Below are 22,345 nucleotides of genomic sequence, written 5' to 3'. Positions count from 1 at the left end.
GGATTGGAGTAATTGTTATAAGCCTTCGCTAAAAAACACACCGAAACTACATGATGATATAAAAATAACCCTAGGCACCATGGAGCCTAGGGTTTTCTTAGTTTTAAAATAACATCTTCTTCAGGTGTAACATACACGGTTTGTTGATTATCGTAGATTACAAAACCAGGCTTTGAACCATTTGGTTTTTTTACATAGCGTACCAATGTGTAATCAACTGGAACGGAAGATGAGTTTTTTGCCTTACTGAAGTACGCCGCAATCGTCGCAGCCTCAAGGATTGTCTCTTGTGTAGGTTGTTTACTTCTTATGATGACATGTGAACCAGGTATGTCCTTCGTATGAAGCCAAATATCATCTCTCGCGGCTAGTTTATTTGTTAAATAATCATTTTGTTTATTGTTTTTGCCAACAAGAATCTCTGTTCCGTCAGTTGCTTGATAATGCTCAATGGCTGGTTTAGCGGGTTTCGATTTTTTATTTCCTTTTTGCTGTTTATTTTTAAGATAGCCTTCCTCCATAAGCTCCTCACGAATTTCTTGTAGATCCTTTGGAGCAGCAGATTCGATTTGTTGCAAGAGAGAATCAAAGTAGGCAATCTCTTTATTGGCCTTCTCTATCTCATGCTCAACATATGTCACAGCATTCTTTGCTTTTTGATATTTTGAGAAATAGCTTTGTGCATTCTCAGAAGGTGTTTTTTGAGGGTTTAACGGAATCTTTATTGTATCATTGTCTTCTGAGTAGTAATTCGTGACCTCAATTTCCTTATCCCCCCGGGTGATTGCATACATATTCGCTGTAAGAAGCTCCCCTAAAAGTTTATATTTTTCAGCCTTTTCCGATTCTACTAAAGTTGCTTTAAGTTTTTTGATTTTTTTCTCATTTTTTGATTTTTCATTGATAATAAATCGCTCTAAATCGTTCCCTTGCTGTTTTACACGATCTCGTTCTGCTTTTCCAAAATAAAAACGGTCAAGCATTTCACTGATTGTAGCAAACTCCCTAGCCTCACCATCGAGGTGTTGTAAAGGTAGAATATAGAAATAGTCCTTATGCCCCTTCGTGATAATTTGCGGTGACACTTGATCTTGTTTAAGGGCATCAATCATGGAGAGAAATGGTCCAGGTAGAGTTTTGCGATTTGCAATTCCAGCTCGAAAGACAACTTCTCTTGCGAATAATGGAGAGATTCCAGCAAACTGATTGACAATTTGTTGATCTAATCGCCCTGCATTAAAGTCAATTTTTTTCAAGAAAGCTTCTTCATCAACAGTAAAAGGGTTCAGCTTTTCTTGTGTGGGCGGAAACACATAGGTATGTCCTGGTAATACAGTACGGTGTCGATTAACCGCTGGTGATATATGTTTAATGCTATCCAGTATCGTCTGTTTTTCCTTATCAACCAGAATGATATTACTATGCCTTCCCATAATTTCAATAATAAGCTGTTTTAATGATACATCGCCTAGTTCATTTCGTCCTTTTATGTCAAAGATGATAATTCTGTCCATATCTACCTGTCGAATGCTTTCAATAATACTACCTTCAAGATGCTTGCGTAGTAGCATACAAAACATTGGTGGTTCATTTGGATTCTCATATAACTCATTCGTTACATGAATGCGTGCATAACTCGGGTGCGCAGAAAGTAGGAGTTTATGGTTTTTCCCACCTGCTCGAACTTGAAAAATTAATTCGTTTTTATAGGGTTGATAGATTTTTGAAATTCTACCGCTTTCAAGTAACTGTTGTAATTCCTTCACGATTTGCCTTGTGAAAATTCCATCAAAAGTCATGTGTATTTCCTCTTTTCTATATAAATAGAAGCAACGCCTGCTACAAGTTTTAAATTAATTGTACCAACAAAATCGCAACATAGAAAAAGTATAGCATTTTTTTGGACGAGACTGAATAAGCTTTCATAGAGATATAACTAATTGATTAATTGATTTATTGCGAGGGGTGTGTAAAAGACAGATGAAGTGGTATGAACTCAGAACAGAAGAAGTCGAAGAAAAGGTAAATACAAGCCTTTCCAATGGTCTTACCGAACAAGAAGTAAAGCAACGACATAAGCAGTTTGGCTACAATGAATTGAAGGAAGCCGAACGCCCTTCAGCACTTTTGCTTTTTTTAGCTCAGTTTAAAGATTTTATGGTGCTTGTATTGCTTGCCGCAACCTTGATTTCTGGGTTGTTGGGGGAATATATTGACGCCATCGCAATCATGGCAATTGTTTTAATTAATGGGTTTTTAGGCTTTTTCCAAGAAAGAAAAGCAGAAAAGTCACTTCAGGCATTAAAAGAGCTGTCTGCACCACAAGTAAATGTATATCGGAATGGTGAATGGGTGCGAATTCTTTCTAAGGAGCTCGTCGTAGGAGATATTATCAAATTCTCAAGTGGCGATAGAATTGGTGCTGATATACGACTAACGGAAGTAAAGAGCTTAGAAATTGAAGAATCTGCCTTAACAGGGGAATCAGTACCTGTTACAAAACATGTAGATCCGATTCGCGATGATGAAGTGTCCTTAGGTGACCAGGAAAATATGGCATTTATGGGAACAATGGTTACACGAGGAAGTGGTGTTGGAATTGTAGTTGGCACTGGCATGAATACTGCAATGGGGCAAATTGCTGAACTCCTTCAAACAGCACAAACGATGATTACGCCACTACAAAGAAGATTGGAGCAATTAGGGAAGGTCTTAATCACTGTAGCATTATTCCTTACTTTATTAGTTGTAGTTGTTGGAGTTATTAATGGTCATGAGCTATATGAAATGTTCCTGGCAGGTGTATCATTAGCTGTTGCAGCCATACCTGAAGGTCTACCTGCGATTGTAACAGTCGCCCTATCATTGGGTGTTCAACGAATGATCAAGAAAAATGCAATTGTCAGACGATTACCAGCTGTTGAAACATTAGGCTGTGCATCTGTCATTTGTTCGGATAAAACAGGGACAATGACACAAAACAAAATGACGGTTACACATCTTTGGTCAGGTGGTAAGACGTGGTCTGTTTCTGGTACAGGCTTTGAAACAGAAGGTAAATTCTTTTTTGGAGATAGAGAGATCAGACCATCTGAAAATAAAACCCTTCAACAACTGTTGACGTTTGGTGTGTTATGTAATAATGCTTCATTAAAACAAACCGAGAATGAAATCGTACTTGACGGAGACCCTACTGAGGGTGCGTTGCTTGTTGCAGGAATGAAAGCTGGCCTTTCCAATGAATTTTTAGCCGATCAATTTGAGGTTGTTGAAGAGTTTCCTTTTGATTCTGCTAGAAAAATGATGAGTGTGATTGTAAAAGATCGTTCTGGTAATCAATTTGTCATTACAAAAGGTGCTCCAGACGTTTTACTAGGTAAAAGTAAATCTGTATTATGGGACAATAGGCAACAAACTTTATCAAACGAGTACGAAAATAAAATTATGAAGGCGATCGAAGATTTGGCATCAAACGCACTTCGTACAATAGCAGTTGGCTTCAAACCATTAAGACCTAATCAGAAATTAGTATCCGAGCTTGAAGCAGAATCTGATTTAACCTTTATCGGAATCCAAGGAATGATTGACCCGCCACGTCCAGAAGTAAAAGCAGCGGTACGAGAATGTAAGGATGCTGGTATTAAGACGGTTATGATTACAGGTGACCATTTGATAACAGCTAAGGCAATTGCTTCGCAGTTAGGTATTTTACCTCATGGTGGAAAAGTACTTGATGGAAACGCATTATCTAAAATGGACCAAGATGAGCTCGAAGAAATTGTAGATGATGTTTATGTATATGCAAGGGTTTCACCTGAGCATAAATTAAAAATTGTCAAAGCCTTACAAAGCAGGGGACATATTGTTGCAATGACTGGTGATGGTGTCAATGATGCGCCAGCAATTAAGGCATCTGATATTGGTATTGCAATGGGGATTACGGGAACAGATGTAGCGAAAGAAGCGTCATCACTTGTACTTCTTGATGATAATTTCGCAACGATCCGTGCAGCAATTAAAGAAGGTAGAAATATCTATGAAAATATTAGAAAGTTCATCCGATATTTGTTAGCTTCTAATGTTGGTGAAATTCTAGTGATGTTATTTGCGATGCTTATGGGTCTTCCATTGCCACTCGTACCTATACAAATCCTTTGGGTCAATCTTGTTACAGATGGATTACCAGCGATGGCATTAGGTCTTGACCAACCTGAAGGTAATTTAATGAGACATGGCCCACGTCATCCAAAAGAAGGAGTATTTGCTAGAGGGTTGGGCTGGAAAATCATTAGCAGGGGATTCTTAATTGGAATCGCAACCCTAGCAGCTTTTGTGGTCGTCTATCATCGTGATCCTAGTAATCTTGGATATGCGCAAACAATTGCATTCGCAACACTTGTAATGGCTCAGCTTATTCATGTATTTGATTGTAGGAGTGAACGGTCAATTTTCCATCGTAATCCGTTTCAAAATATGTACTTAGTATGGGCAGTAATATCATCAATTGTATTAATGTTAGTCGTTATTTACTACCCACCACTTCAACCGATCTTTAAGACATATGCAATTGATCCGAGAGATTGGCTCCTAGTGCTTGGAATGTCTGCGATTCCAACGTTCTTACTAGCGGGATCATTATTAACAAGCAAACAGTCAAAAGCACAAGCATAAAATAAGATTTGGCTTTTGGAATTTAGTAACAAAACTATGTTATAATTTATGAGGTAATGGAGGATTTACTCTATTACCTTTTTCGTTTTTAAGGAGATATTATATAATAATAACTATTCGATTCTTGAAAACAATGATAAAATAATGATGTTTGTACCTGTTATGTTAGATTGGAAGTGAATATGATGATTACAAGTATGACAGGTTTTGGACGTGCTAAAAAGGAATTACATGATTTCACCATTTACGCAGAACTTAAATCAGTGAATCACCGATTCTGTGAGATCAATACAAGATTACCTAGACAATTACTGTTTTTAGAGGATAAAATAAAAAAGGCAATAGTAGAACACGTTAAAAGAGGTCGTGTGGAAGTGTTTCTTTCAATTGAAGGAGAAGGTCTCGTCACGAAAACTCTTTCCATTGACTGGGGTTTGTTAGATGCTCTCGTTTTATCAACAAAACAAATTCAAGAAAAATATCAACTTACCGATAAAATAACTACGCAACTACTTCTATCAAATGAACATATCCTCTCCATTGAAGAAAAGGAAAAGGAGAATAAAGATCTCGAAACAGCTATCATTGAAGTGATACAAAGCGCTGTGCAACAATTGAGACAAATGAGGGAAGTTGAAGGGCAGAAATTATTCGAAGATATTCTTTCATTTCTCGGCCAAATTGAAAAAAATGTACATAATGTGAAGCAATATGCTCCAAAGGTAATTGAACAGTATCGTGACCGCATTGAAAAAAGAATCAAAGAATATGTGGGTAATGAGTTTGATGAAAATCGGATTCTTACTGAGGTGGCTTTATTTGCGGAAAAAGCTGATATTAGTGAAGAGGTAACACGCCTTGAAAGCCATATTAGTCAATTCAAGGAAACCATTCATTCCAATGAACCTGTTGGTAGAAAACTTGATTTTATTGTTCAAGAGATGAATCGAGAAACCAATACCATTGGTTCAAAAGCAAATGATCCTTTAATTGCAAAACATGTGGTAGAAATGAAAAGTTATCTAGAGAAAATTAAAGAGCAAGTCCAAAATATCGAGTGAACTTGATTATAAAGCCATTATCACGGCGAAAATAGAGAGGTATAGTATGGGGGAGATTAAGTGCAAATTAAATTAATAAATATCGGATTCGGAAATATTGTCTCGGCTAATCGAATCATTTCAATCGTTAGTCCCGAATCTGCTCCGATTAAACGAATAATACAAGATGCTCGTGATCGAGGGATGCTCATCGATGCTACGTATGGCAGAAGGACACGTGCGGTTATGATTATGGATAGCGACCATATTATACTCTCTGCGGTCCAGCCTGAGACAGTTGCACAAAGACTCTCAAAAGAAGATGAGTTAACAGATGAAGGGTAGGTTTAATTAGGAATGAAAGAAAGAGGTTTACTAATTGTTTTATCAGGTCCATCTGGGGTGGGAAAAGGAACTGTTCGAAAAGCGATCTTTTCACAGCCTGATACTAAATTTCAATATTCGATATCAATGACAACGAGGAAACCACGTGAGGGAGAAGTAGACGGAGTTGACTACTTCTTTAAGTCAAGAGAAGAGTTTGAACAGTTAATTAAGGAAAACAAGCTTCTTGAATGGGCAGAATATGTTGGGAACTACTATGGCACTCCAATTGATTATGTTGAGTCAACCTTACAAGAAGGAAAAGATGTATTTTTAGAAATTGAAGTACAGGGAGCACTTCAAGTTCGAAAGGCGTTTCCAGAAGGATTATTCATATTCTTAGCACCACCTAGCCTGAAAGAGTTAAAGAACAGAATCGTTACGAGGGGAACTGAAACTGATGATTTAATTCTTAACAGAATGAAGGTTGCAAAAGAAGAAATTGAAATGATGGACGCATATGATTATGTAGTTGAAAATGATCAAGTAGAGCTTGCTTGTGAACGTATAAATGCAATCGTAACAGCCGAACATTGTCGACGTGACCGCGTGGCTAGACGATATAAAAAAATGCTGGAGGGAGAATTTTAAATGTTAAATCCATCAATTGATTCATTATTAAATAAACTAAATTCCAAATATACACTTGTAACTGTTGCCGCTAAAAGAGCTAGAGAGATGCAAGATCATAATAACGGATTGATACAGAAACCCGTATCTGTTAAACCCGTTGGAAAAGCGTTAGAAGAAATTGATGCAGGTATACTTTATTCTTCAACTGAAAATAAAACTGCGGTTGATACTTCACCAACAATTACTGAATAACCAAAAATAACAACCTCTCATGTAGGTTGTTATTTTTTTAAGAGATGTAGAAACTACTAGCCCGACGAGATTATAAGCCAAGCCAATTTTACTTTAAGAAAGTAAAATGACTTTATTAACTTATCGGACTACGCAGGATGTTTTGACGTCTACGTTGTATGTGTGCCACAGGACGTGGCGGATTTAAGTCGGACGTTCAATTACTAGGTTCTTTAACTTTTAAGAGGGGGAACTTTTATGCTTAATAAAAAAATACTGCTTTGTGTAAGTGGTGGAATTGCTGTATATAAGGCAGTAGCTTTAACGAGTAAGCTGACCCAAGCAGGCGCTGAAGTAAAAGTGATGATGAGCGATTCTGCGACGAAGTTTGTAACGCCATTAACATTCCAAGCTTTATCTAGAAACAATGTATATGTAGATACATTTGATGAAAAAAATCCAGCGGTAATCGCACATATTGATCTTGCTGATTGGGCAGATTTGGTTGTTGTTGCACCTGCGACTGCAAATACTATTAGCAAGCTTGCAAACGGAATTGCAGACAATATGATTACGACGACTTTGCTTGCAACCACAGCACCTGTCTGGATTGCTCCTGCAATGAATGTCCATATGTATGATCATCCAGCTGTCAAACGAAATATTGACATACTAGCTAACGATGGTTATCAATTTATTGAACCATCTGAAGGCTTTTTAGCATGTGGATACGTAGGGAAGGGACGTTTAGAAGAACCAGAAAAGATTGTTGAATTAATGACTACATATTTCGCAGAGAAACCATTTCTGCAAGGCAAGAAAATATTAATAACGGCAGGTCCTACTCGTGAGAAGATAGACCCTGTTCGTTTTTTTACAAATCGTTCGACAGGAAAGATGGGATATGCACTGGCAGAAGCAGCAATGAAAGCAGGAGCAGATGTAACGTTAATTTCTGGACCTACAAATCTTCCTGTACCATCAAAAGTAAAATTCATTCAAATTGAATCTGCTGAAGAGATGCTTACACAAGTGCTTGACCATTATAAGCAGACGGATATCGTGATTAAGTCAGCCGCAGTTGCTGATTATCGTCCAAAACAGGTTTATGATGGAAAGATGAAAAAGAAATCTGGAGATCTTGTACTTGAGCTTGAGAGAACGACGGATATATTAAAGACATTAGGTGATCAGAAGGAACACCAATTATTAGTTGGATTTGCTGCTGAAACAGATCATATTGAAGAATATGCAAAACGAAAGCTCGCATCAAAGAATTTGGATATGATTGTTGCAAACAATGTGACAAAACAAGGAGCGGGTTTTGGAACTGATACAAATCTGGTAACCATTTATAAAAAAGATCAAACGCATATTGAACTACCATTGATGTCTAAGTTAGAAGTGGCGAAATCAATTCTAAAAGAAGTAAGTAAATTAATGGATGGCGAAAGTAAATGAAAATCGCAAGTATAATCGTTGATGTACCTGCCATGCAGACGGATAAAACATATGATTACATTGTTCCAGAAAAATGGAGTGATATCGTTGTCCCTGGAATGAGGGTCGTTGTACCATTCGGCCCTCGTAAAGTCCAAGGTTTCGTTATGGGTCTGTCTAATAATACCGAAGTAAATAAGTTAAAGGAAATTCATTCCTTACTGGACCTCACACCAGCCTTAAACGAAGAACTTCTTCAAATCGGAAAATGGTTAACGGAAAAAACACTGTGTTTTACCATTTCTGCGCTCCAAGCAATGCTTCCATCCGCAATGCGGGCAAAATATGAGAAAGAAATAAGGTTACTTGACCCTGCAAAAAGACATGAATTAGACCCTTCCATACTCTCATCCTTTGAACAGAATGACGTAATTAGTTGGGAAGAAGCAGAAAAGAACGACTTATTGCATATATACCAAAAGGATATTAACAAGGGTCTTCTTGAAGTCGTCTACAAAGTAAAAAATAGAGGCAATAAAAAAACAATGAAGCAGGTAGAACTTCAACTTTCTAATGAAGAAGCAATAAATGTGATGCAAGAGCTCCCTGGATCCGCCAAAAGACAGAAAGAAGTACTCGAATTTTTTCTTGAAAATCATAAACCCATTTTCTTAAAAGACCTATTGCAAGCAGTTGGAGTAACCGATAGCACCATTCGAACAATGGTTAAAAAAGGGTATCTTCGAGAACAAAATGTTGAGGTTTACCGTGATCCATACGCGGACAAGCAATTTGAGCAAACTTCCCCAATGACATTAACGACAGAACAGCAAAATGCCATTTCCCCTATACTTGCTTCAGTTGAGGAAGTGAACCATAAGGTCTTTTTAATGTATGGAGTTACTGGAAGTGGAAAGACAGAAGTATACATGCAAGCAATTGATGCTGTATTAAAGAAAGGGAAAGAGGCCATTGTACTAGTCCCTGAAATCTCGCTCACCCCACAAATGGTTAGTCGTTTTAAGGGACGATTTGGATCTCGAGTTGCAGTCATGCATAGTGGACTTGGTATTGGTGAGAAGTATGATGAATGGCGGAAAATTTATCGTAAAGAAGTAAGTGTTGTTGTGGGGGCGAGGTCTGCGATATTTGCTCCGTTTGAAAATATTGGGATTATTATTATTGATGAAGAACATGAATCTAGCTATAAACAGGAAGACAACCCGAGATATCATGCTAGAGATGTTGCGATTTTTCGTGGACAATTGCATCGAGCCCCGGTTGTTTTGGGAAGTGCAACACCAACACTAGAATCATTCGCGCGTGCATCAAAGAGTGTGTATGAACTTATCACTCTTAAGGAAAGGGTCAACAACAGGGCTCTGCCGACAGTGGAGATTGTTGATATGCGAGAGGAATTAAGGAACGGAAATCGTTCCATGTTTTCAAGTCTATTATTTGAAAAATTAACTGATCGACTTGAGCGCAATGAACAATCAGTATTGTTTTTGAATAAGCGCGGTCACTCTTCTTTTATCATGTGTCGGGATTGCGGATATGTAGCAAATTGTCCATATTGCGACATTTCATTAACGTACCACAGACATCAACACCGACTAAAATGTCATTATTGTGGATATGAATCATTCATGCCAAATACATGTAACGAATGTGGTAGTGAGCATATTCGGTTCTTTGGAACAGGAACCCAAAAAGTTGAAGAAGAACTGACCAAGGTTTTACCTGAAGCTAGAGTCATCCGAATGGACGTTGATACAACTAGCCGAAAGGGAGCGCATGAAAAATTACTGAAGGAGTTTGGTGATGGAAAAGCAGATGTACTGTTAGGCACACAGATGATAGCAAAGGGACTTGATTTTCCAAATGTCACACTTGTCGGTGTTTTAACAGCAGACACAATGTTGAACCTACCAGACTTTCGATCATCTGAAAAAACGTTTCAGCTTCTTGCACAGGTTAGTGGGAGAGCTGGGCGTCATGAACTACCAGGTGAGGTCGTGATTCAAAGTTACACGCCAGAGCATTATAGCATTGAGCTTGCAAGCCAACATAATTATGATCATTTTTATCAAAATGAAATGAAAATAAGGAAAGCCCACGCTTATCCACCTTATTATTACCTTGCGTTAGTTACGGTTACACATCCCGAATTAACAAAAACAGTGGATGTTGCAGAGAAAATTGCGATCCATCTACGAAAATCTTTGTCACCGCAATCCATCATATTAGGACCTGTGACTTCACCGATTGCTCGGATTAATAATAGATATCGATATCAATGCATGATAAAATACAAAAATGAGCCAAATTTGAATAAGATTTTAAAAGGGATTTTGGACCGGTATCAAAGAGAAATGGCTCAAAACACCCTAACATTATCAATTGATTTAAATCCATATATGATGATGTAGTTTAAAGTTACTGAAGAAGAGAGAGACTGATAGAAAAGCAAAGGCGGCATAATTCCAGCTTAGAGCAGGCTACAAGCTAACGCTAGAATCCTAGCAAACCTGATATAGCGATTAGTGTAAGTTGAGCTCTGGGACTTAGGGGAATCTTAGCTGCATTCGATGGTCTTACACTTTTAGTCAATCGCTTTGGCTGGACATAAAAAACTTGTCTTGGAGGAAACACCTTGTCTGTATTACCAATCGTTAAATATCCAAATGAAATACTTGAGGTTGAATGTGAGAAGGTATTAACATTTGACCGAAAACTATCAAAGTTAATGAAAGATATGTATGATACAATGCTTGAGGCGGATGGTGTGGGATTAGCTGCCCCTCAAGTTGGAGTTCCTAAGCAAATCGCAATCGTAGATATAGGTGATGAGAGCGGGCTTATTGAACTGATCAATCCCGTTATATTAGAGCAAAGAGGCGAACAGATTGGTCCAGAAGGCTGTCTCAGTTTTCCGGACCTTTTTGGTGAAGTGACTCGAGCTGATTACGTCAAGGTAAGGGCCCAAAATCGAAGAGGAAAAACATTTATTATTGAAGCAAATGGATTTTTAGCTCGTGCGATTCAGCACGAAATCGATCACCTTCACGGAGTTTTATTTACTACTAAGGTCAATCGTTTTTATAAAGAAGGAGAAATTGAAGGGTAGGTAATAACATGGAACGAATAGTATTTATGGGTACTCCTGATTTTTCAGTACCTGTTTTACGACAAATTATTGAGGACGGATATGATGTTGTAGCTGTTGTCACTCAGCCAGACAGACCTGTTGGAAGAAAAAAAGTGTTAACACCACCACCAGTTAAAGTGGAGGCTCTAAAACATAATATCCCCGTTCTACAACCTAATAAAATCAAAGAAGAACAAGAAATTGAACGAGTATTAAGTTATAAACCTGATTTAATCATAACGGCTGCTTTTGGACAAATCCTTCCGAATGAATTACTGGATGCTCCTAAATATGGATGTATTAATGTTCATGCATCACTATTGCCAGAATTAAGAGGTGGAGCACCCATACATTACTCAATTCTTCAAGGGAAGGATAAAACAGGCGTCACCATCATGTACATGGTAGAAAAGCTAGATGCGGGGGATATCTTAACACAAGTTGAAATTCCGATTCTAGAAAATGATCATGTAGGCTCCTTACACGACAAATTGAGTGTAGCAGGATCAAAGCTATTATCCGAAACAATTCCTTTACTTTTAGCTGGAAAATTAACACCAATTAAACAGGATGATTCTAAAGCAACATTTGCACCTACTATTAAACGTGATCAAGAAAAGATAGACTGGACAAAAACTGGGGAAGATATCTATAACCATATTCGTGGTCTACACCCATGGCCTGTTGCATATACGACCTTAAATGGTGAAGTAATGAAGGTATGGTGGGGACAAAAGGTGTCTTCGGAAACGTCAGAGAAGCCTGGTACAATTGTTTCAATTGAAAAGGATGGATTTATTGTTTCAACAGGGAATACTACTTTTATAAAGGTTACGCAACTACAGCCGTCAGGTAAGAAAAAAATGAGTGCTGAACAATTTCTGTTAGGGGCTGATCTACAGGTGGGGACTATACTAGGAGAGAATAATGGCGAAAATTAAAGTTCGAGAAGTAGCACTTGAAATATTATTACAAATTGAAAAAAACCAAGCATATAGCAATCTACTCCTGAACCAAATGATTAAAAAACATGAGGTGAACGGAAAAGATATTGGGTTATTAACTGAGATTGTATATGGAACGATTCAGCGCCGGGATACATTGGACTATTACTTAGCACCTTTTATAAAAAAAAGTAAGAAGCTGGATCTCTGGGTAAGGATTTTATTAAGACTTTCTCTTTATCAAATGGTTTATTTAGATCGAGTTCCAGAACGGGCGATTTTTTTCGAGGCAGTTGAAATTGCCAAGCGAAGAGGTCACAAAGGAACAGCTTCACTCGTTAATGGTGTTCTCCGTTCTATTCAACGTGAAGGCATACCAACTTTGGATCAAATAACTGATGAAGTGGAAAGATTAGCAATTGAAACAAGTCACCCACTTTGGCTGGTAAAGCGATGGGTAGATCAAATAGGTATTGAGGAAGCACGAAAAATGTGTGAAGTAAATTGTACTCCACCTGAACAAACCGCACGTGTGAATACCGTTGCAATTTCAAAAGAAAAACTCATGGAATTGTTAGAAGAGGACGGGATTGAAACGGCAGAGGGTGATGTATCTATAGATGCAATTAAGGCTGTTCGCGGAAATCTTGCTAATTCGAAGGCATTTAAGGAAGGGTATCTTACCATCCAAGATGAAAGCTCAATGTTAGTAGCAAGAGTACTTGGAGTGGAAAAAGGAGACCAAGTCCTTGACAGTTGTGCTGCCCCTGGCGGAAAGACAACGCATATTGCAGAATTGCTTCAAAACACGGGGAAAGTATATTCATTAGATTTACATGAACACAAAATTACATTAATTAATGAAGCGATCAATCGATTAGGGCTTATAAATGTAGTGACAAAAGCTCATGACAGCCGAAAAGCAAGAGAAATCTTCGAAAGCGGTAGTTTTGATAAAATCCTCGTTGATGCCCCTTGTTCTGGTTTTGGGGTTATTAGAAGAAAACCAGACATTAAATATTCTAAATCATTGTCTGACAACCAACAGTTAGCAAAAATACAGTTAGCTATTTTAAATGAGGTTTCATCTTTATTAAAAAAAGATGGTATACTCGTGTATAGCACATGTACAATAGATTACGAAGAAAATGAAGGTGTTATTAAAACTTTCTTGGAGCAAAATAAAGATTTTGTACTCGATACAATTGAAGACTATCTCCCTGAAAAAGTAAAGCCTTATAGTAAGAATGGACAAATTCAGCTCTATCCACATTATTTTGGAACGGATGGATTTTATATTGCAAGATTAAGAAAGCAGGTGTAATGTAATTGGAAGAAGTACAAGCAACTAGAAGAAAGAAAAAACAAAACCTACCTAATACAAAACCATCAATTTATTCTCTTCAATTAGAAGAACTTGAAAATTGGCTAATCGAAAATGGAGAGAAAAAATTCCGTGGAAATCAGATTTTTGAATGGCTCTATTCGAAACGAGTTACGACATTTGATGAAATGACAAACCTATCGAATGCATTAAGAGAAAAGCTTGCTGAGCATTTTACGATTACGACTCTTAAGACGATTATTCAGCAAACTTCAGCTGACGGGACAATGAAGTTCCTCTTTGAACTTCACGATGGGTATTCAATTGAAACGGTCCTAATGAGGCATAGCTATGGAAATTCCATCTGTGTGACAACACAGGTAGGATGTCGGATTGGTTGTACGTTCTGTGCATCAACACTTGGAGGTCTTAAGCGTAATCTAGAAGCTGGGGAAATTGTTGCTCAAGTTGTAAAAGTCCAAAAAGCGCTTGATGAGACAAATGAGCGTGTAAGCCATCTGGTCATTATGGGAATTGGTGAACCATTTGATAATTATGATCAAATGCTTTCATTCTTAAAAATTATTAACCATGATAATGGTTTAAATATTGGGGCTCGTCATATTACCGTTTCGACAAGTGGAATCATTCCAAAAATCTATAAGTTTGCAGATGAAAAATTACAAATTAATTTTGCAATCTCTTTACATGCACCTAACACAGAAATTCGAAGCAGGTTGATGCCAATTAATCGTGCATATAAATTATCTGATTTGATGGAAGCTGTTCGTTATTATATTGAAAAAACAGGGAGAAGAGTTAGTTTTGAATATGGGTTGTTTGGCGGGGTTAACGATCAAGTTGAACACGCTGAAGAATTAGCAGAACTATTAAAGGGAATTAAATGTCATGTCAATTTGATTCCTGTCAATTATGTTCCTGAGCGTGACTATGTCAGAACACCGAAAGAGCAAATTTTTGAATTTGAGAAAACATTGAAGAAACATGGTGTAAATGTGACAATTCGTCGTGAACAAGGTCATGATATTGATGCTGCCTGTGGTCAATTACGTGCAAAGGAGCGTAAAGAGGAGACGAGGTGAACCAGATGAAGTCGTTCTTTTTGACAAACCGGGGAAAAGTAAGGCAAATAAATGAAGATAGCTGTGGTGTTTACCATAACAAGAGTGGACAAGTATTAGCTGTAGTGGCTGACGGAATGGGAGGTCACTTGGCTGGTGATGTTGCGAGTAGTATGACAACATCACAGCTACAGTCTTTTTGGGAACAAGTAGAAAAGATTAAAACACCAGATATAGCAGAAGAGTGGCTGAAAGAACATATTTTAAAAATCAATTCCAATATCTATAGACATTCTCAGGAAAATGAAGAATGTAAGGGAATGGGAACGACTGTTGTTGCTGCAATATGTACGGATTTGTTTGCTACAGTTGCACACATCGGAGATAGCCGTTGTTATGTTTTAAACAGTCATGGGTTTAAGCAAATTACGGAAGACCATTCTCTTGTAAACGAACTAGTGCGCTCTGGACATATCTCAAAGGAAGATGCAGAACATCATCCCCGAAAAAATGTTGTTTTGAGAGCATTAGGTACAGAAACAAATGTTCAGATTGATTTAAAAACGCTCATATTGGATGAAGGGGACATGCTTTTAATTTGCTCTGACGGTTTATCCAATAAAGTCGGGGATGATGAGTTAAAAAGCATTCTTGAAAGTGATGAAACGATAGAAAAAAGGTCTGAAAAACTCATCCAATTGGCCAATGATAATGGCGGAGAAGATAACATCACTCTCGTAATTGTGGATTATACGTCCGAAAGTGAGGGCGAGTAATCCTATGCTTATTGGAAGACGATTAAGTGGTCGTTATAAAATTCTCGAAGTCATTGGTGGAGGTGGGATGGCGAATGTATATCTTGCACGAGATATCATACTTGAAAGAGATGTCGCCATTAAAGTACTTCGTCTAGATTTTTCAAATGATGAGGAATTTATTAAACGCTTTAGACGTGAAGCTCATGCCGCTACAAGTCTTGCTCACCCTAATATCGTAAGTATATATGATGTTGGCGAAGAAGAGGATATATACTATATCGTTATGGAATATGTCTCTGGCCAAACTTTAAAGCAATACATACAACGAAATGCACCGCTTCATTCAAAAGAAGCAATTAACATTATGCTGCAGTTAACATCAGCCATTACAAGTGCCCATCAAAATCAGATAGTTCATAGGGACATTAAGCCTCAGAACATATTAATGGACCACGATGGAACAGTGAAGGTGACCGATTTTGGGATTGCTGTAGCACTTAGTTCAACAACCATTACTCAAACAAATTCTGTGTTAGGTTCTGTTCATTATTTATCACCAGAACAGGCAAGAGGTGGTATGTCGACAAAAAAATCAGATATCTATTCTTTAGGTATTGTCATGTTTGAGCTTTTGACTGGTCGGCTTCCATTTGAAGGTGAATCAGCAGTATCTATAGCTTTGAAACATTTACAATCGGAAACACCATCACCAAAAAGATGGAATGCAACCATTCCACAAAGTGTAGAGAATATTATCTTAAAAGCAACCGCAAAGGATCCATTTCATCGATATGAATCTGTTGAAGAAATGGAAGAGGATTTGCAAACGGCGTTATATCCAAATCGTTTAAATGAAGAGAAATTTGTTATACCTGACATGGATGATGAAGTCACAAAGGCTATACCTATTATTAAGGATAGTGATTTGTTCAATGATTCTGATGAAACGATTGTAAAAGAGCCCCAAACTGATAAACCGAAAGAGAAGGAAAAGCCAAAACCACAACAAAAGACGAAGAAGAAGAAGAAGAAAAACAAGCTTTTATTAACACTTGCTATTGTCTTTTTCTTAATTCTCGCAGCTGGTGTAGCGGCTGTTACAATCTTTCCAGCATTATTTTTACCAAAAGATGTGGATGTTCCAGATGTATCGAATTTGACCTATGAACAAGCTGTCAAAAAGTTGGAGGATTCTGGTTTTGAGATTGGAGACACATTTGAAATCAGTGACGAAGAGATTCCAGAAGGTTTTATAATACGCACTGATCCTGAAGCAGGCGCTTCTGTAAAAGAAGGGGCCGAAATTGATTTATATGAAAGTACTGGTAAAGAAAAGGTAGCATTTAAGGATTATGTTGGTAAGAACTTTGATGAAGTGAAAGAGAAATTGGAAAAAGATAACTATTTAGCTATTTTTTCTAATCAAGTATTTGACGACAGTTCCCCTGGAACAATTCTTGATCAATCAATTGATGAAGGAGAAGAGGTTGTTCCTGAAGAGACGGAAGTCACATTTGAGATAAGTAAGGGACCAGAAACTATTAAACTTTCTGATTTGACTGGTTTTACAGCTAAAGCACTTGATAATTATGCGAGTCAACATGGATTATCGATTGATTATTCAGAGGAGCAATATTCTGAAGAAGTACCTGCTGGTTTAGCTATTTCGCAAACACCTGCCAAAGACACAGATTTAAAAAAGGGTGACAAAGTGAAAGTAATTATGTCAAAAGGTCCCGAGCCGAAAGAGCCGAAAACCGTGAAGCAAACGATCACAGTTGACTATATCCCAAATGAAGAAGAACTTCCACAGCAGGTAAAAATTTATATACAAGATGCAGAGCATAAAATCACTGACGTATATAAAGAGATTGAAATCACGGAGAATTACTCAATAGATATTAATTTTGTCATTAATCCTGGGGAATCAGCTGAATTCATGGTGTATGTAAATGGTGTTCCACATCAAAGTGAGAAAATACCATACCCAGAGGAATAGGTTGCAAAGGTAGTGGAAGATAACCATTACCTTAAGAGATGTCGTGACGAATGAAATGAAACAAGGAGTGAAACTATGCCAGAAGGCAAAATCATAAAAGCATTAAGCGGTTTTTATTATGTTCAAAACAACGAAAATGAAGAACTGATCCAATGTCGAGGTAGAGGAGTCTTCCGGAAGAACAAAGTGACCCCATTGGTGGGCGATCATGTCGTTTACCAGGCAGAAAATGAAACCGACGGATATATTTTGGAAGTATTAGAACGCAAAAATGAACTAGTACGTCCTCCCATTGCAAATGTTGATCAAGCAATATTAGTTTTTTCAGCTATGAAGCCTGATTTCAGTCCTTTGTTGTTAGATCGCTTTCTTGTATTAGTTGAATCAAACGATATAAAACCTATAATTTGTATAAGTAAAACGGATTTAATTTCAGATGATGTTTTTCAAAAAATTGAAGAGTATGCAAGAATCTATCGAGAAGTTGGGTATCAGGTCTTGTTAACGTCAACGAAAGATAGAGAGGGGCAAGAAGCTCTCCTACCTTTATTAGAAAATCAAATCTCTGTATTTGCAGGACAATCAGGAGTCGGTAAATCATCCTTGCTAAATACACTAAGACCAGATCTGGAATTAAAAACTGATGAGATATCAAACTCATTAGGCCGTGGAAAACATACGACAAGACATGTCGAATTAATAAAAGTTGGAAATGGTCTTGTTGCGGATACTCCTGGATTTAGTTCATTGGAATTTCTCACGATTGAATTAGATGAGTTATCCTATTGTTTCCCAGAGATTTATGACGCAGGAGCGAATTGTAAATTCCGAGGTTGCACACATATTTCCGAGCCTAAATGTGCAGTTAGACAAGAAGTAGAAGAAGGAAAAATTACACAATTTCGCTATGACCACTATGTAAGTTTTTACGAAGAAATAAAAGAGAGAAAGCCGAGGTACTAAAGATGATTAAGATTGCACCATCGATTCTATCAGCAGATTTTGCAAAACTTGGAAGTGAGATTAAGGATGTTGAAAATGGAGGAGCAGACTATATTCATGTAGATGTTATGGATGGTCATTTTGTTCCAAATATCACAATAGGGCCCCTCATTGTCGAGGCAATTCGCCCAATTACTGATTTACCATTAGATGTCCATTTAATGATTGATAACCCTGATCAATATATTCCAGAATTTGCAAAAGCGGGTGCAGACTTTTTAACTGTACATGTTGAGGCATGCCCACATCTTCATCGTACGATTCAGTTAATTAAATCACATGGTGTAAAGGCTGGTGTCGTTCTTAATCCAGCAACCCCTGTAGATACCATAAAACATGTGATTGAGGACATTGACTTAGTATTGTTAATGACTGTAAACCCTGGTTTTGGAGGTCAAAAATTCATTCATTCTGTCCTTCCTAAAATTGAGGAAGTTGCAAAAATGGTAAAGGATAAAAATTTACAAGTTGAGATCGAAGTTGACGGTGGAGTTAACGAAGAAACAGCAAGATTATGTGTTGAGGCAGGTGCAAATGTCCTAGTTGCTGGTTCAGCCATATATAACCAAGAAGACCGAAAAGCGGCGATAGAAAAAATTCGAGGACTATAATAAAAAGAGCAGAGAAATCTGCTCTTTTTTTATGGGTTTTTAACTAATTTTGCACAAAGTTTTCTTTACGAACTTCGATTGAATTGTACTTTTTTTTCCCAGATGGGCATATGAATATTTTAAGCAAGGTTACAAGAGAATTGCTTTTATTTATATGTACTATGGTACGATTTATTTTCATTTGAATATTATTATAAGGTAGACTAAATGGGATTTAATAAAAGTACGTGATAAGCGCATTGAGGAGGGAAAGTATGAAATTTTATACGATTAAGTTACCAAAGTTTTTAGGTGGTATTGTCCGTGCGATGTTAGGATCATTTAAAAAAGAATAAAAAAAGCACCGTCCGTAGGTGCTTTTTTTGTGAAAAAAATTAGCTCTTACGATTGTAAGAGCTAATTTTTCTTTATTGATAGCGCAAGCGTCTTAGCTCCGAGGTATAAAGCCAATTGCTTCAGATGGTAAAATCACCTTATCCTTAAGCACTTGTCTTATACTTGCTGGAGCCGAGCAGTCGCTTTGCTTTTCGTTATTACACGCGTTCTACTTTACCAGATTTTAAAGCTCTTGCAGAAACGTATACGCGTTTTGGTTTACCGTCAACTAAAATACGAACTTTTTGTAGGTTAGCTCCCCATTTACGTTTTGAAGCATTCATTGCATGGGAACGAGCGTTACCAGTGGTAGTTTTTCTACCTGTAATTACACATTTACGTGCCATTCTATTTCCCTCCTAACTTACACAGCAAAAATCATACATAATCGCTTTCTTCATAGAAATACTTATATAATTTATCATACTAAAAAGGATATTGCAATAGTTCAAATCATGTCTTTAAAGTAAAAATACTTGTCAAGACATAGAATTTTTAAAAAGCAATATAATAAAAGATGATTATACATACAGTAAACCTAATGAATTACTTTAAAAATGCTTTATGTTATAGTAAAATGACTTTAGCCAAGGTGAACAATTATAAAGGGGGAGAATTTTATGTCCATCGAATTAAAAACGAAGTACGGACAAATTGATATATCAAATGATGTAATTGCAACGGTTGCTGGTGGAGCTGCTATAGATTGTTACGGTATTGTAGGCATGGCATCTAGAAAGCAGATTAAAGATGGTATTACTGAGCTTTTACGTAAAGAAAATTTTGCCCGCGGTATTGTTGTTCGTCAAGAAAATGATGAAGTACATATCGATATGTATATAATTGTAAGTTATGGCACGAAAATATCTGAGGTTGCTCACAATGTTCAATCAAAGGTGAAATACACATTAAACCAGACAGTGGGACTTGCTGTCCAATCGGTTAATATTTACGTGCAAGGAGTTCGTGTTACGAACCCATAAAGAGGAGGAAATTCGTGTGTCAATTACTACATTAGATGGAAAACGTTTTGCAAAGATGGTGTTATTCGGTGCTACTCATTTATCGAATAATGCAAAAATGGTAGATGCCCTAAACGTTTTCCCTGTCCCAGATGGTGATACTGGAACGAATATGAATCTTTCCATGACATCTGGAGCAAAGGAAGTAAAAAATAATGTGACTCCACATATAGGGAAGGTCGGTGCCTCTTTAGCCCGAGGTTTACTAATGGGTGCAAGAGGTAATTCTGGTGTTATCCTATCCCAGCTTTTTAGAGGGTTCTCTAAAGCAATTGAACAGAAGGAAACATTAACTGCTTCTGAGTTTGCTCACGCATTTGAAATGGGTGTGGAAACAGCGTATAAAGCTGTTATGAAACCAGTTGAAGGTACGATTTTAACAGTTGCCAAAGATGCGGCAAATCGTGGTGTTGCTGTAGCGAAAAATGAGTCTGACATTATTGTTGTAATGGAGGAAATCGTAAAGGAAGCAAATGCTTCGTTACAACGTACACCTGATTTACTTCCAGTGTTGAAGGAAGTAGGTGTTGTTGATAGTGGTGGTCAAGGATTACTCCTTGTCTATGAAGGTTTCCTTTCTGAATTAAAAGGACAATCCATTGAGAATATGTCAATTGCAGAGCCATCTATGAACGAACTTGTAAATGCGGAACATCACAAAAGTGTGCAGAGTCATATGAACACTGAGGATATCGTGTTTGGTTATTGTACAGAATTCATGGTTAAGTTCGAGGAAGAAAAAACAACAAAAAATCCATTTTCAGAAGATAAGTTCCGTAATGATCTAAGTAAATACGGTGATTCGTTATTGGTTATTTCTGACGACGATATTGTAAAGGTACATATCCATTCTGAGCAGCCAGGTGAAGTTTTGTCATACGGACAACGGTATGGTAGCTTAATTAACATGAAGATTGAAAATATGCGCGAGCAGCATACGGCAATTCTTAATGAAGATGAAGCACCTGCACAAATCAAACAAAATAAAGAAAAAGAAAAGTATGCAATCATTACTGTTGCGATGGGTTCAGGAATTACAGAATTATTTAAAAGTATAGGAGCACATGTCGTTATTGAAGGTGGACAAACGATGAATCCAAGTACTGAAGACTTTGTGAAAGCAATCGAATCAGTAAATGCGGAAAACTTTATTCTCCTCCCTAATAACAAAAATATCATTATGGCAGCTGAACAAGCTGCATCGGTTGTGGGTGGTAATGTTGTCGTTGTACCTTCGAGAACAGTTCCACAAGGAATGTCTGCTCTCTTAGCATTTAACCCAACGATTGAATTGGAAACAAATCAGTCTTCAATGAAAGATGCTTTAGGAAATGTTAAGACTGGACAAATCACATATGCAGTACGTGATACAAATATTGACGGAATTGATATTTCTAAAGATGATTTCATGGGCATTGCTGATGGGAAAATCGTCGTGACGGATAAGGATAAGCTTAAAGCGGTCAAAGAACTCTTAGCAAAAATCATTGCTCCTGATGAAGACGAAATTGTAACCATTATTTATGGACAGGATGCTACAGAAGCAGAAGTTGAGACAATCACCCAATATATTGAAGAAGAGTTTGAGGACATCGAGGTTGAAACACATAATGGTGAACAACCACTCTATTCGTTTATTTTCTCAATTGAATAAGTATTGTAAAATAGAAGGGATGATTCCCTTCTATTTCAATGTTTGGGCACATTTTCCTGTAGAAAAAAAGTTTATAGATAACTA

20 protein-coding genes are annotated in these 22,345 nt (G+C 37.3%); 18 read left to right on the top strand and 2 right to left on the bottom strand.

What is annotated here, in order from left to right; translation table 11 throughout:
• Window positions 1-86 precede the first annotated feature (86 nt).
• Window positions 87-1,799, bottom strand: a complete 1,713-nt coding sequence (locus tag ACWPVE_RS21710; RefSeq protein ID WP_453997052.1) for an Rqc2 family fibronectin-binding protein — start codon at window positions 1,797-1,799, stop codon at window positions 87-89.
• Between the two features lie 181 nt (window positions 1,800-1,980).
• On the opposite strand from ACWPVE_RS21710, the gene ACWPVE_RS21705 reads away from it, so the two are divergent.
• The 16 genes from ACWPVE_RS21705 (at window position 1,981) to spoVM (ending at window position 19,545) form a co-directional block, all read left to right on the top strand.
• Window positions 1,981-4,671: a calcium-translocating P-type ATPase, SERCA-type gene (locus ACWPVE_RS21705; protein ID WP_453997050.1), complete on the top strand. Its 2,691-nt coding sequence runs from the start codon at window positions 1,981-1,983 to the stop codon at window positions 4,669-4,671.
• A gap of 185 nt (window positions 4,672-4,856) precedes the next feature.
• Complete coding sequence (locus tag ACWPVE_RS21700; protein WP_453997048.1) at window positions 4,857-5,732, top strand: YicC/YloC family endoribonuclease; 876 nt, start codon at window positions 4,857-4,859, stop codon at window positions 5,730-5,732.
• 60 nt (window positions 5,733-5,792) lie between these two features.
• Window positions 5,793-6,056 (top strand): extracellular matrix/biofilm regulator RemA, encoded by a 264-nt coding sequence (gene remA / locus ACWPVE_RS21695; RefSeq protein WP_010282579.1) that lies wholly within the window; start codon window positions 5,793-5,795, stop codon window positions 6,054-6,056.
• Between the two features lie 12 nt (window positions 6,057-6,068).
• Window positions 6,069-6,686 carry a guanylate kinase gene (gene gmk, locus ACWPVE_RS21690; protein ID WP_453997045.1) on the top strand — a complete coding sequence of 206 codons (618 nt, stop codon included), beginning with the start codon at window positions 6,069-6,071 and terminating at the stop codon, window positions 6,684-6,686.
• The gene (gene rpoZ, locus ACWPVE_RS21685) at window positions 6,687-6,920 is read left to right on the top strand and encodes a DNA-directed RNA polymerase subunit omega (protein ID WP_453997043.1); all 234 of its coding nucleotides are present in this window, start codon (window positions 6,687-6,689) and stop codon (window positions 6,918-6,920) included.
• A gap of 237 nt (window positions 6,921-7,157) precedes the next feature.
• On the top strand, window positions 7,158-8,360 hold the full coding sequence (gene coaBC, locus ACWPVE_RS21680) for a bifunctional phosphopantothenoylcysteine decarboxylase/phosphopantothenate--cysteine ligase CoaBC (RefSeq protein WP_453997041.1): 1,203 nt from the start codon (window positions 7,158-7,160) through the stop codon (window positions 8,358-8,360).
• Window positions 8,357-10,771, top strand: a complete 2,415-nt coding sequence (gene priA, locus ACWPVE_RS21675) for a primosomal protein N' (protein ID WP_453997039.1) — start codon at window positions 8,357-8,359, stop codon at window positions 10,769-10,771. The genes coaBC and priA overlap by 4 nt, the downstream gene beginning before the upstream one ends.
• 224 nt (window positions 10,772-10,995) lie before the next feature.
• Window positions 10,996-11,469: a peptide deformylase gene (def, locus tag ACWPVE_RS21670; protein WP_453997037.1), complete on the top strand. Its 474-nt coding sequence runs from the start codon at window positions 10,996-10,998 to the stop codon at window positions 11,467-11,469.
• Window positions 11,470-11,477: 8 nt separating this feature from the next.
• Window positions 11,478-12,431: a methionyl-tRNA formyltransferase gene (gene fmt, locus ACWPVE_RS21665; RefSeq protein ID WP_453997035.1), complete on the top strand. Its 954-nt coding sequence runs from the start codon at window positions 11,478-11,480 to the stop codon at window positions 12,429-12,431.
• Entirely contained in the window at window positions 12,418-13,758 is a 1,341-nt protein-coding gene (rsmB, locus tag ACWPVE_RS21660; protein WP_453997033.1) for a 16S rRNA (cytosine(967)-C(5))-methyltransferase RsmB, read from the top strand. Before fmt ends, rsmB begins: the two co-directional genes overlap by 14 nt.
• Before the next feature lie 5 nt (window positions 13,759-13,763).
• Window positions 13,764-14,861 carry a 23S rRNA (adenine(2503)-C(2))-methyltransferase RlmN gene (gene rlmN, locus ACWPVE_RS21655; RefSeq protein ID WP_453997031.1) on the top strand — a complete coding sequence of 366 codons (1,098 nt, stop codon included), beginning with the start codon at window positions 13,764-13,766 and terminating at the stop codon, window positions 14,859-14,861.
• 5 nt (window positions 14,862-14,866) lie between these two features.
• Window positions 14,867-15,616, top strand: coding sequence for a Stp1/IreP family PP2C-type Ser/Thr phosphatase (locus ACWPVE_RS21650; RefSeq protein ID WP_453997683.1), 750 nt, complete (start codon window positions 14,867-14,869; stop codon window positions 15,614-15,616).
• Window positions 15,617-15,620: 4 nt separating this feature from the next.
• Window positions 15,621-17,597, top strand: a complete 1,977-nt coding sequence (gene pknB / locus ACWPVE_RS21645; RefSeq protein WP_453997029.1) for a Stk1 family PASTA domain-containing Ser/Thr kinase — start codon at window positions 15,621-15,623, stop codon at window positions 17,595-17,597.
• A 75-nt stretch (window positions 17,598-17,672) separates the two neighbouring features.
• Window positions 17,673-18,560 (top strand): ribosome small subunit-dependent GTPase A, encoded by an 888-nt coding sequence (rsgA, locus tag ACWPVE_RS21640; RefSeq protein ID WP_453997027.1) that lies wholly within the window; start codon window positions 17,673-17,675, stop codon window positions 18,558-18,560.
• Between the two features lie 2 nt (window positions 18,561-18,562).
• Complete coding sequence (rpe, locus tag ACWPVE_RS21635) at window positions 18,563-19,210, top strand: ribulose-phosphate 3-epimerase (protein ID WP_453997025.1); 648 nt, start codon at window positions 18,563-18,565, stop codon at window positions 19,208-19,210.
• Between the two features lie 254 nt (window positions 19,211-19,464).
• On the top strand, window positions 19,465-19,545 hold the full coding sequence (spoVM, locus tag ACWPVE_RS21630; protein ID WP_453997681.1) for a stage V sporulation protein SpoVM: 81 nt from the start codon (window positions 19,465-19,467) through the stop codon (window positions 19,543-19,545).
• A gap of 198 nt (window positions 19,546-19,743) precedes the next feature.
• On the opposite strand, the gene rpmB is transcribed toward spoVM, so the two are convergent.
• A complete protein-coding gene (gene rpmB / locus ACWPVE_RS21625) occupies window positions 19,744-19,932 on the bottom strand; it encodes a 50S ribosomal protein L28 (RefSeq protein WP_010282529.1) in 189 nt (62 codons plus the stop codon).
• 273 nt (window positions 19,933-20,205) lie between these two features.
• Here rpmB and ACWPVE_RS21620 point away from each other — a divergent pair, with 273 nt between their 5' ends.
• A complete protein-coding gene (locus ACWPVE_RS21620) occupies window positions 20,206-20,568 on the top strand; it encodes an Asp23/Gls24 family envelope stress response protein (RefSeq protein ID WP_453997023.1) in 363 nt (120 codons plus the stop codon).
• Between the two features lie 16 nt (window positions 20,569-20,584).
• Window positions 20,585-22,261 (top strand): DAK2 domain-containing protein, encoded by a 1,677-nt coding sequence (locus ACWPVE_RS21615; RefSeq protein WP_453997021.1) that lies wholly within the window; start codon window positions 20,585-20,587, stop codon window positions 22,259-22,261.
• Window positions 22,262-22,345 lie beyond the last annotated feature (84 nt).

It is taken from the genome of Bacillus nitroreducens (assembly GCF_964021195.1).
Note: the sequence above shows the minus strand (reverse complement) of the source record. Positions and strands in the feature narration are given on the sequence as shown.

What these genes read in the sequence shown, in the direction of transcription:
- ACWPVE_RS21710 (WP_453997052.1), bottom strand. Translation starts at nt 1,799, where the DNA reads ATGACTTTTGATGGAATTTTCACAAGGCAAATCGTGAAGGAATTACAA.
- ACWPVE_RS21705 (WP_453997050.1), top strand. Translation starts at nt 1,981, where the DNA reads ATGAAGTGGTATGAACTCAGAACAGAAGAAGTCGAAGAAAAGGTAAAT.
- ACWPVE_RS21700 (WP_453997048.1), top strand. Translation starts at nt 4,857, where the DNA reads ATGATTACAAGTATGACAGGTTTTGGACGTGCTAAAAAGGAATTACAT.
- gmk (WP_453997045.1), top strand. Translation starts at nt 6,069, where the DNA reads ATGAAAGAAAGAGGTTTACTAATTGTTTTATCAGGTCCATCTGGGGTG.
- rpoZ (WP_453997043.1), top strand. Translation starts at nt 6,687, where the DNA reads ATGTTAAATCCATCAATTGATTCATTATTAAATAAACTAAATTCCAAA.
- coaBC (WP_453997041.1), top strand. Translation starts at nt 7,158, where the DNA reads ATGCTTAATAAAAAAATACTGCTTTGTGTAAGTGGTGGAATTGCTGTA.
- priA (WP_453997039.1), top strand. Translation starts at nt 8,357, where the DNA reads ATGAAAATCGCAAGTATAATCGTTGATGTACCTGCCATGCAGACGGAT.
- fmt (WP_453997035.1), top strand. Translation starts at nt 11,478, where the DNA reads ATGGAACGAATAGTATTTATGGGTACTCCTGATTTTTCAGTACCTGTT.
- rsmB (WP_453997033.1), top strand. Translation starts at nt 12,418, where the DNA reads ATGGCGAAAATTAAAGTTCGAGAAGTAGCACTTGAAATATTATTACAA.
- ACWPVE_RS21650 (WP_453997683.1), top strand. Translation starts at nt 14,867, where the DNA reads ATGAAGTCGTTCTTTTTGACAAACCGGGGAAAAGTAAGGCAAATAAAT.
- pknB (WP_453997029.1), top strand. Translation starts at nt 15,621, where the DNA reads ATGCTTATTGGAAGACGATTAAGTGGTCGTTATAAAATTCTCGAAGTC.
- rsgA (WP_453997027.1), top strand. Translation starts at nt 17,673, where the DNA reads ATGCCAGAAGGCAAAATCATAAAAGCATTAAGCGGTTTTTATTATGTT.
- rpe (WP_453997025.1), top strand. Translation starts at nt 18,563, where the DNA reads ATGATTAAGATTGCACCATCGATTCTATCAGCAGATTTTGCAAAACTT.
- spoVM (WP_453997681.1), top strand. Translation starts at nt 19,465, where the DNA reads ATGAAATTTTATACGATTAAGTTACCAAAGTTTTTAGGTGGTATTGTC.
- rpmB (WP_010282529.1), bottom strand. Translation starts at nt 19,932, where the DNA reads ATGGCACGTAAATGTGTAATTACAGGTAGAAAAACTACCACTGGTAAC.
- ACWPVE_RS21620 (WP_453997023.1), top strand. Translation starts at nt 20,206, where the DNA reads ATGTCCATCGAATTAAAAACGAAGTACGGACAAATTGATATATCAAAT.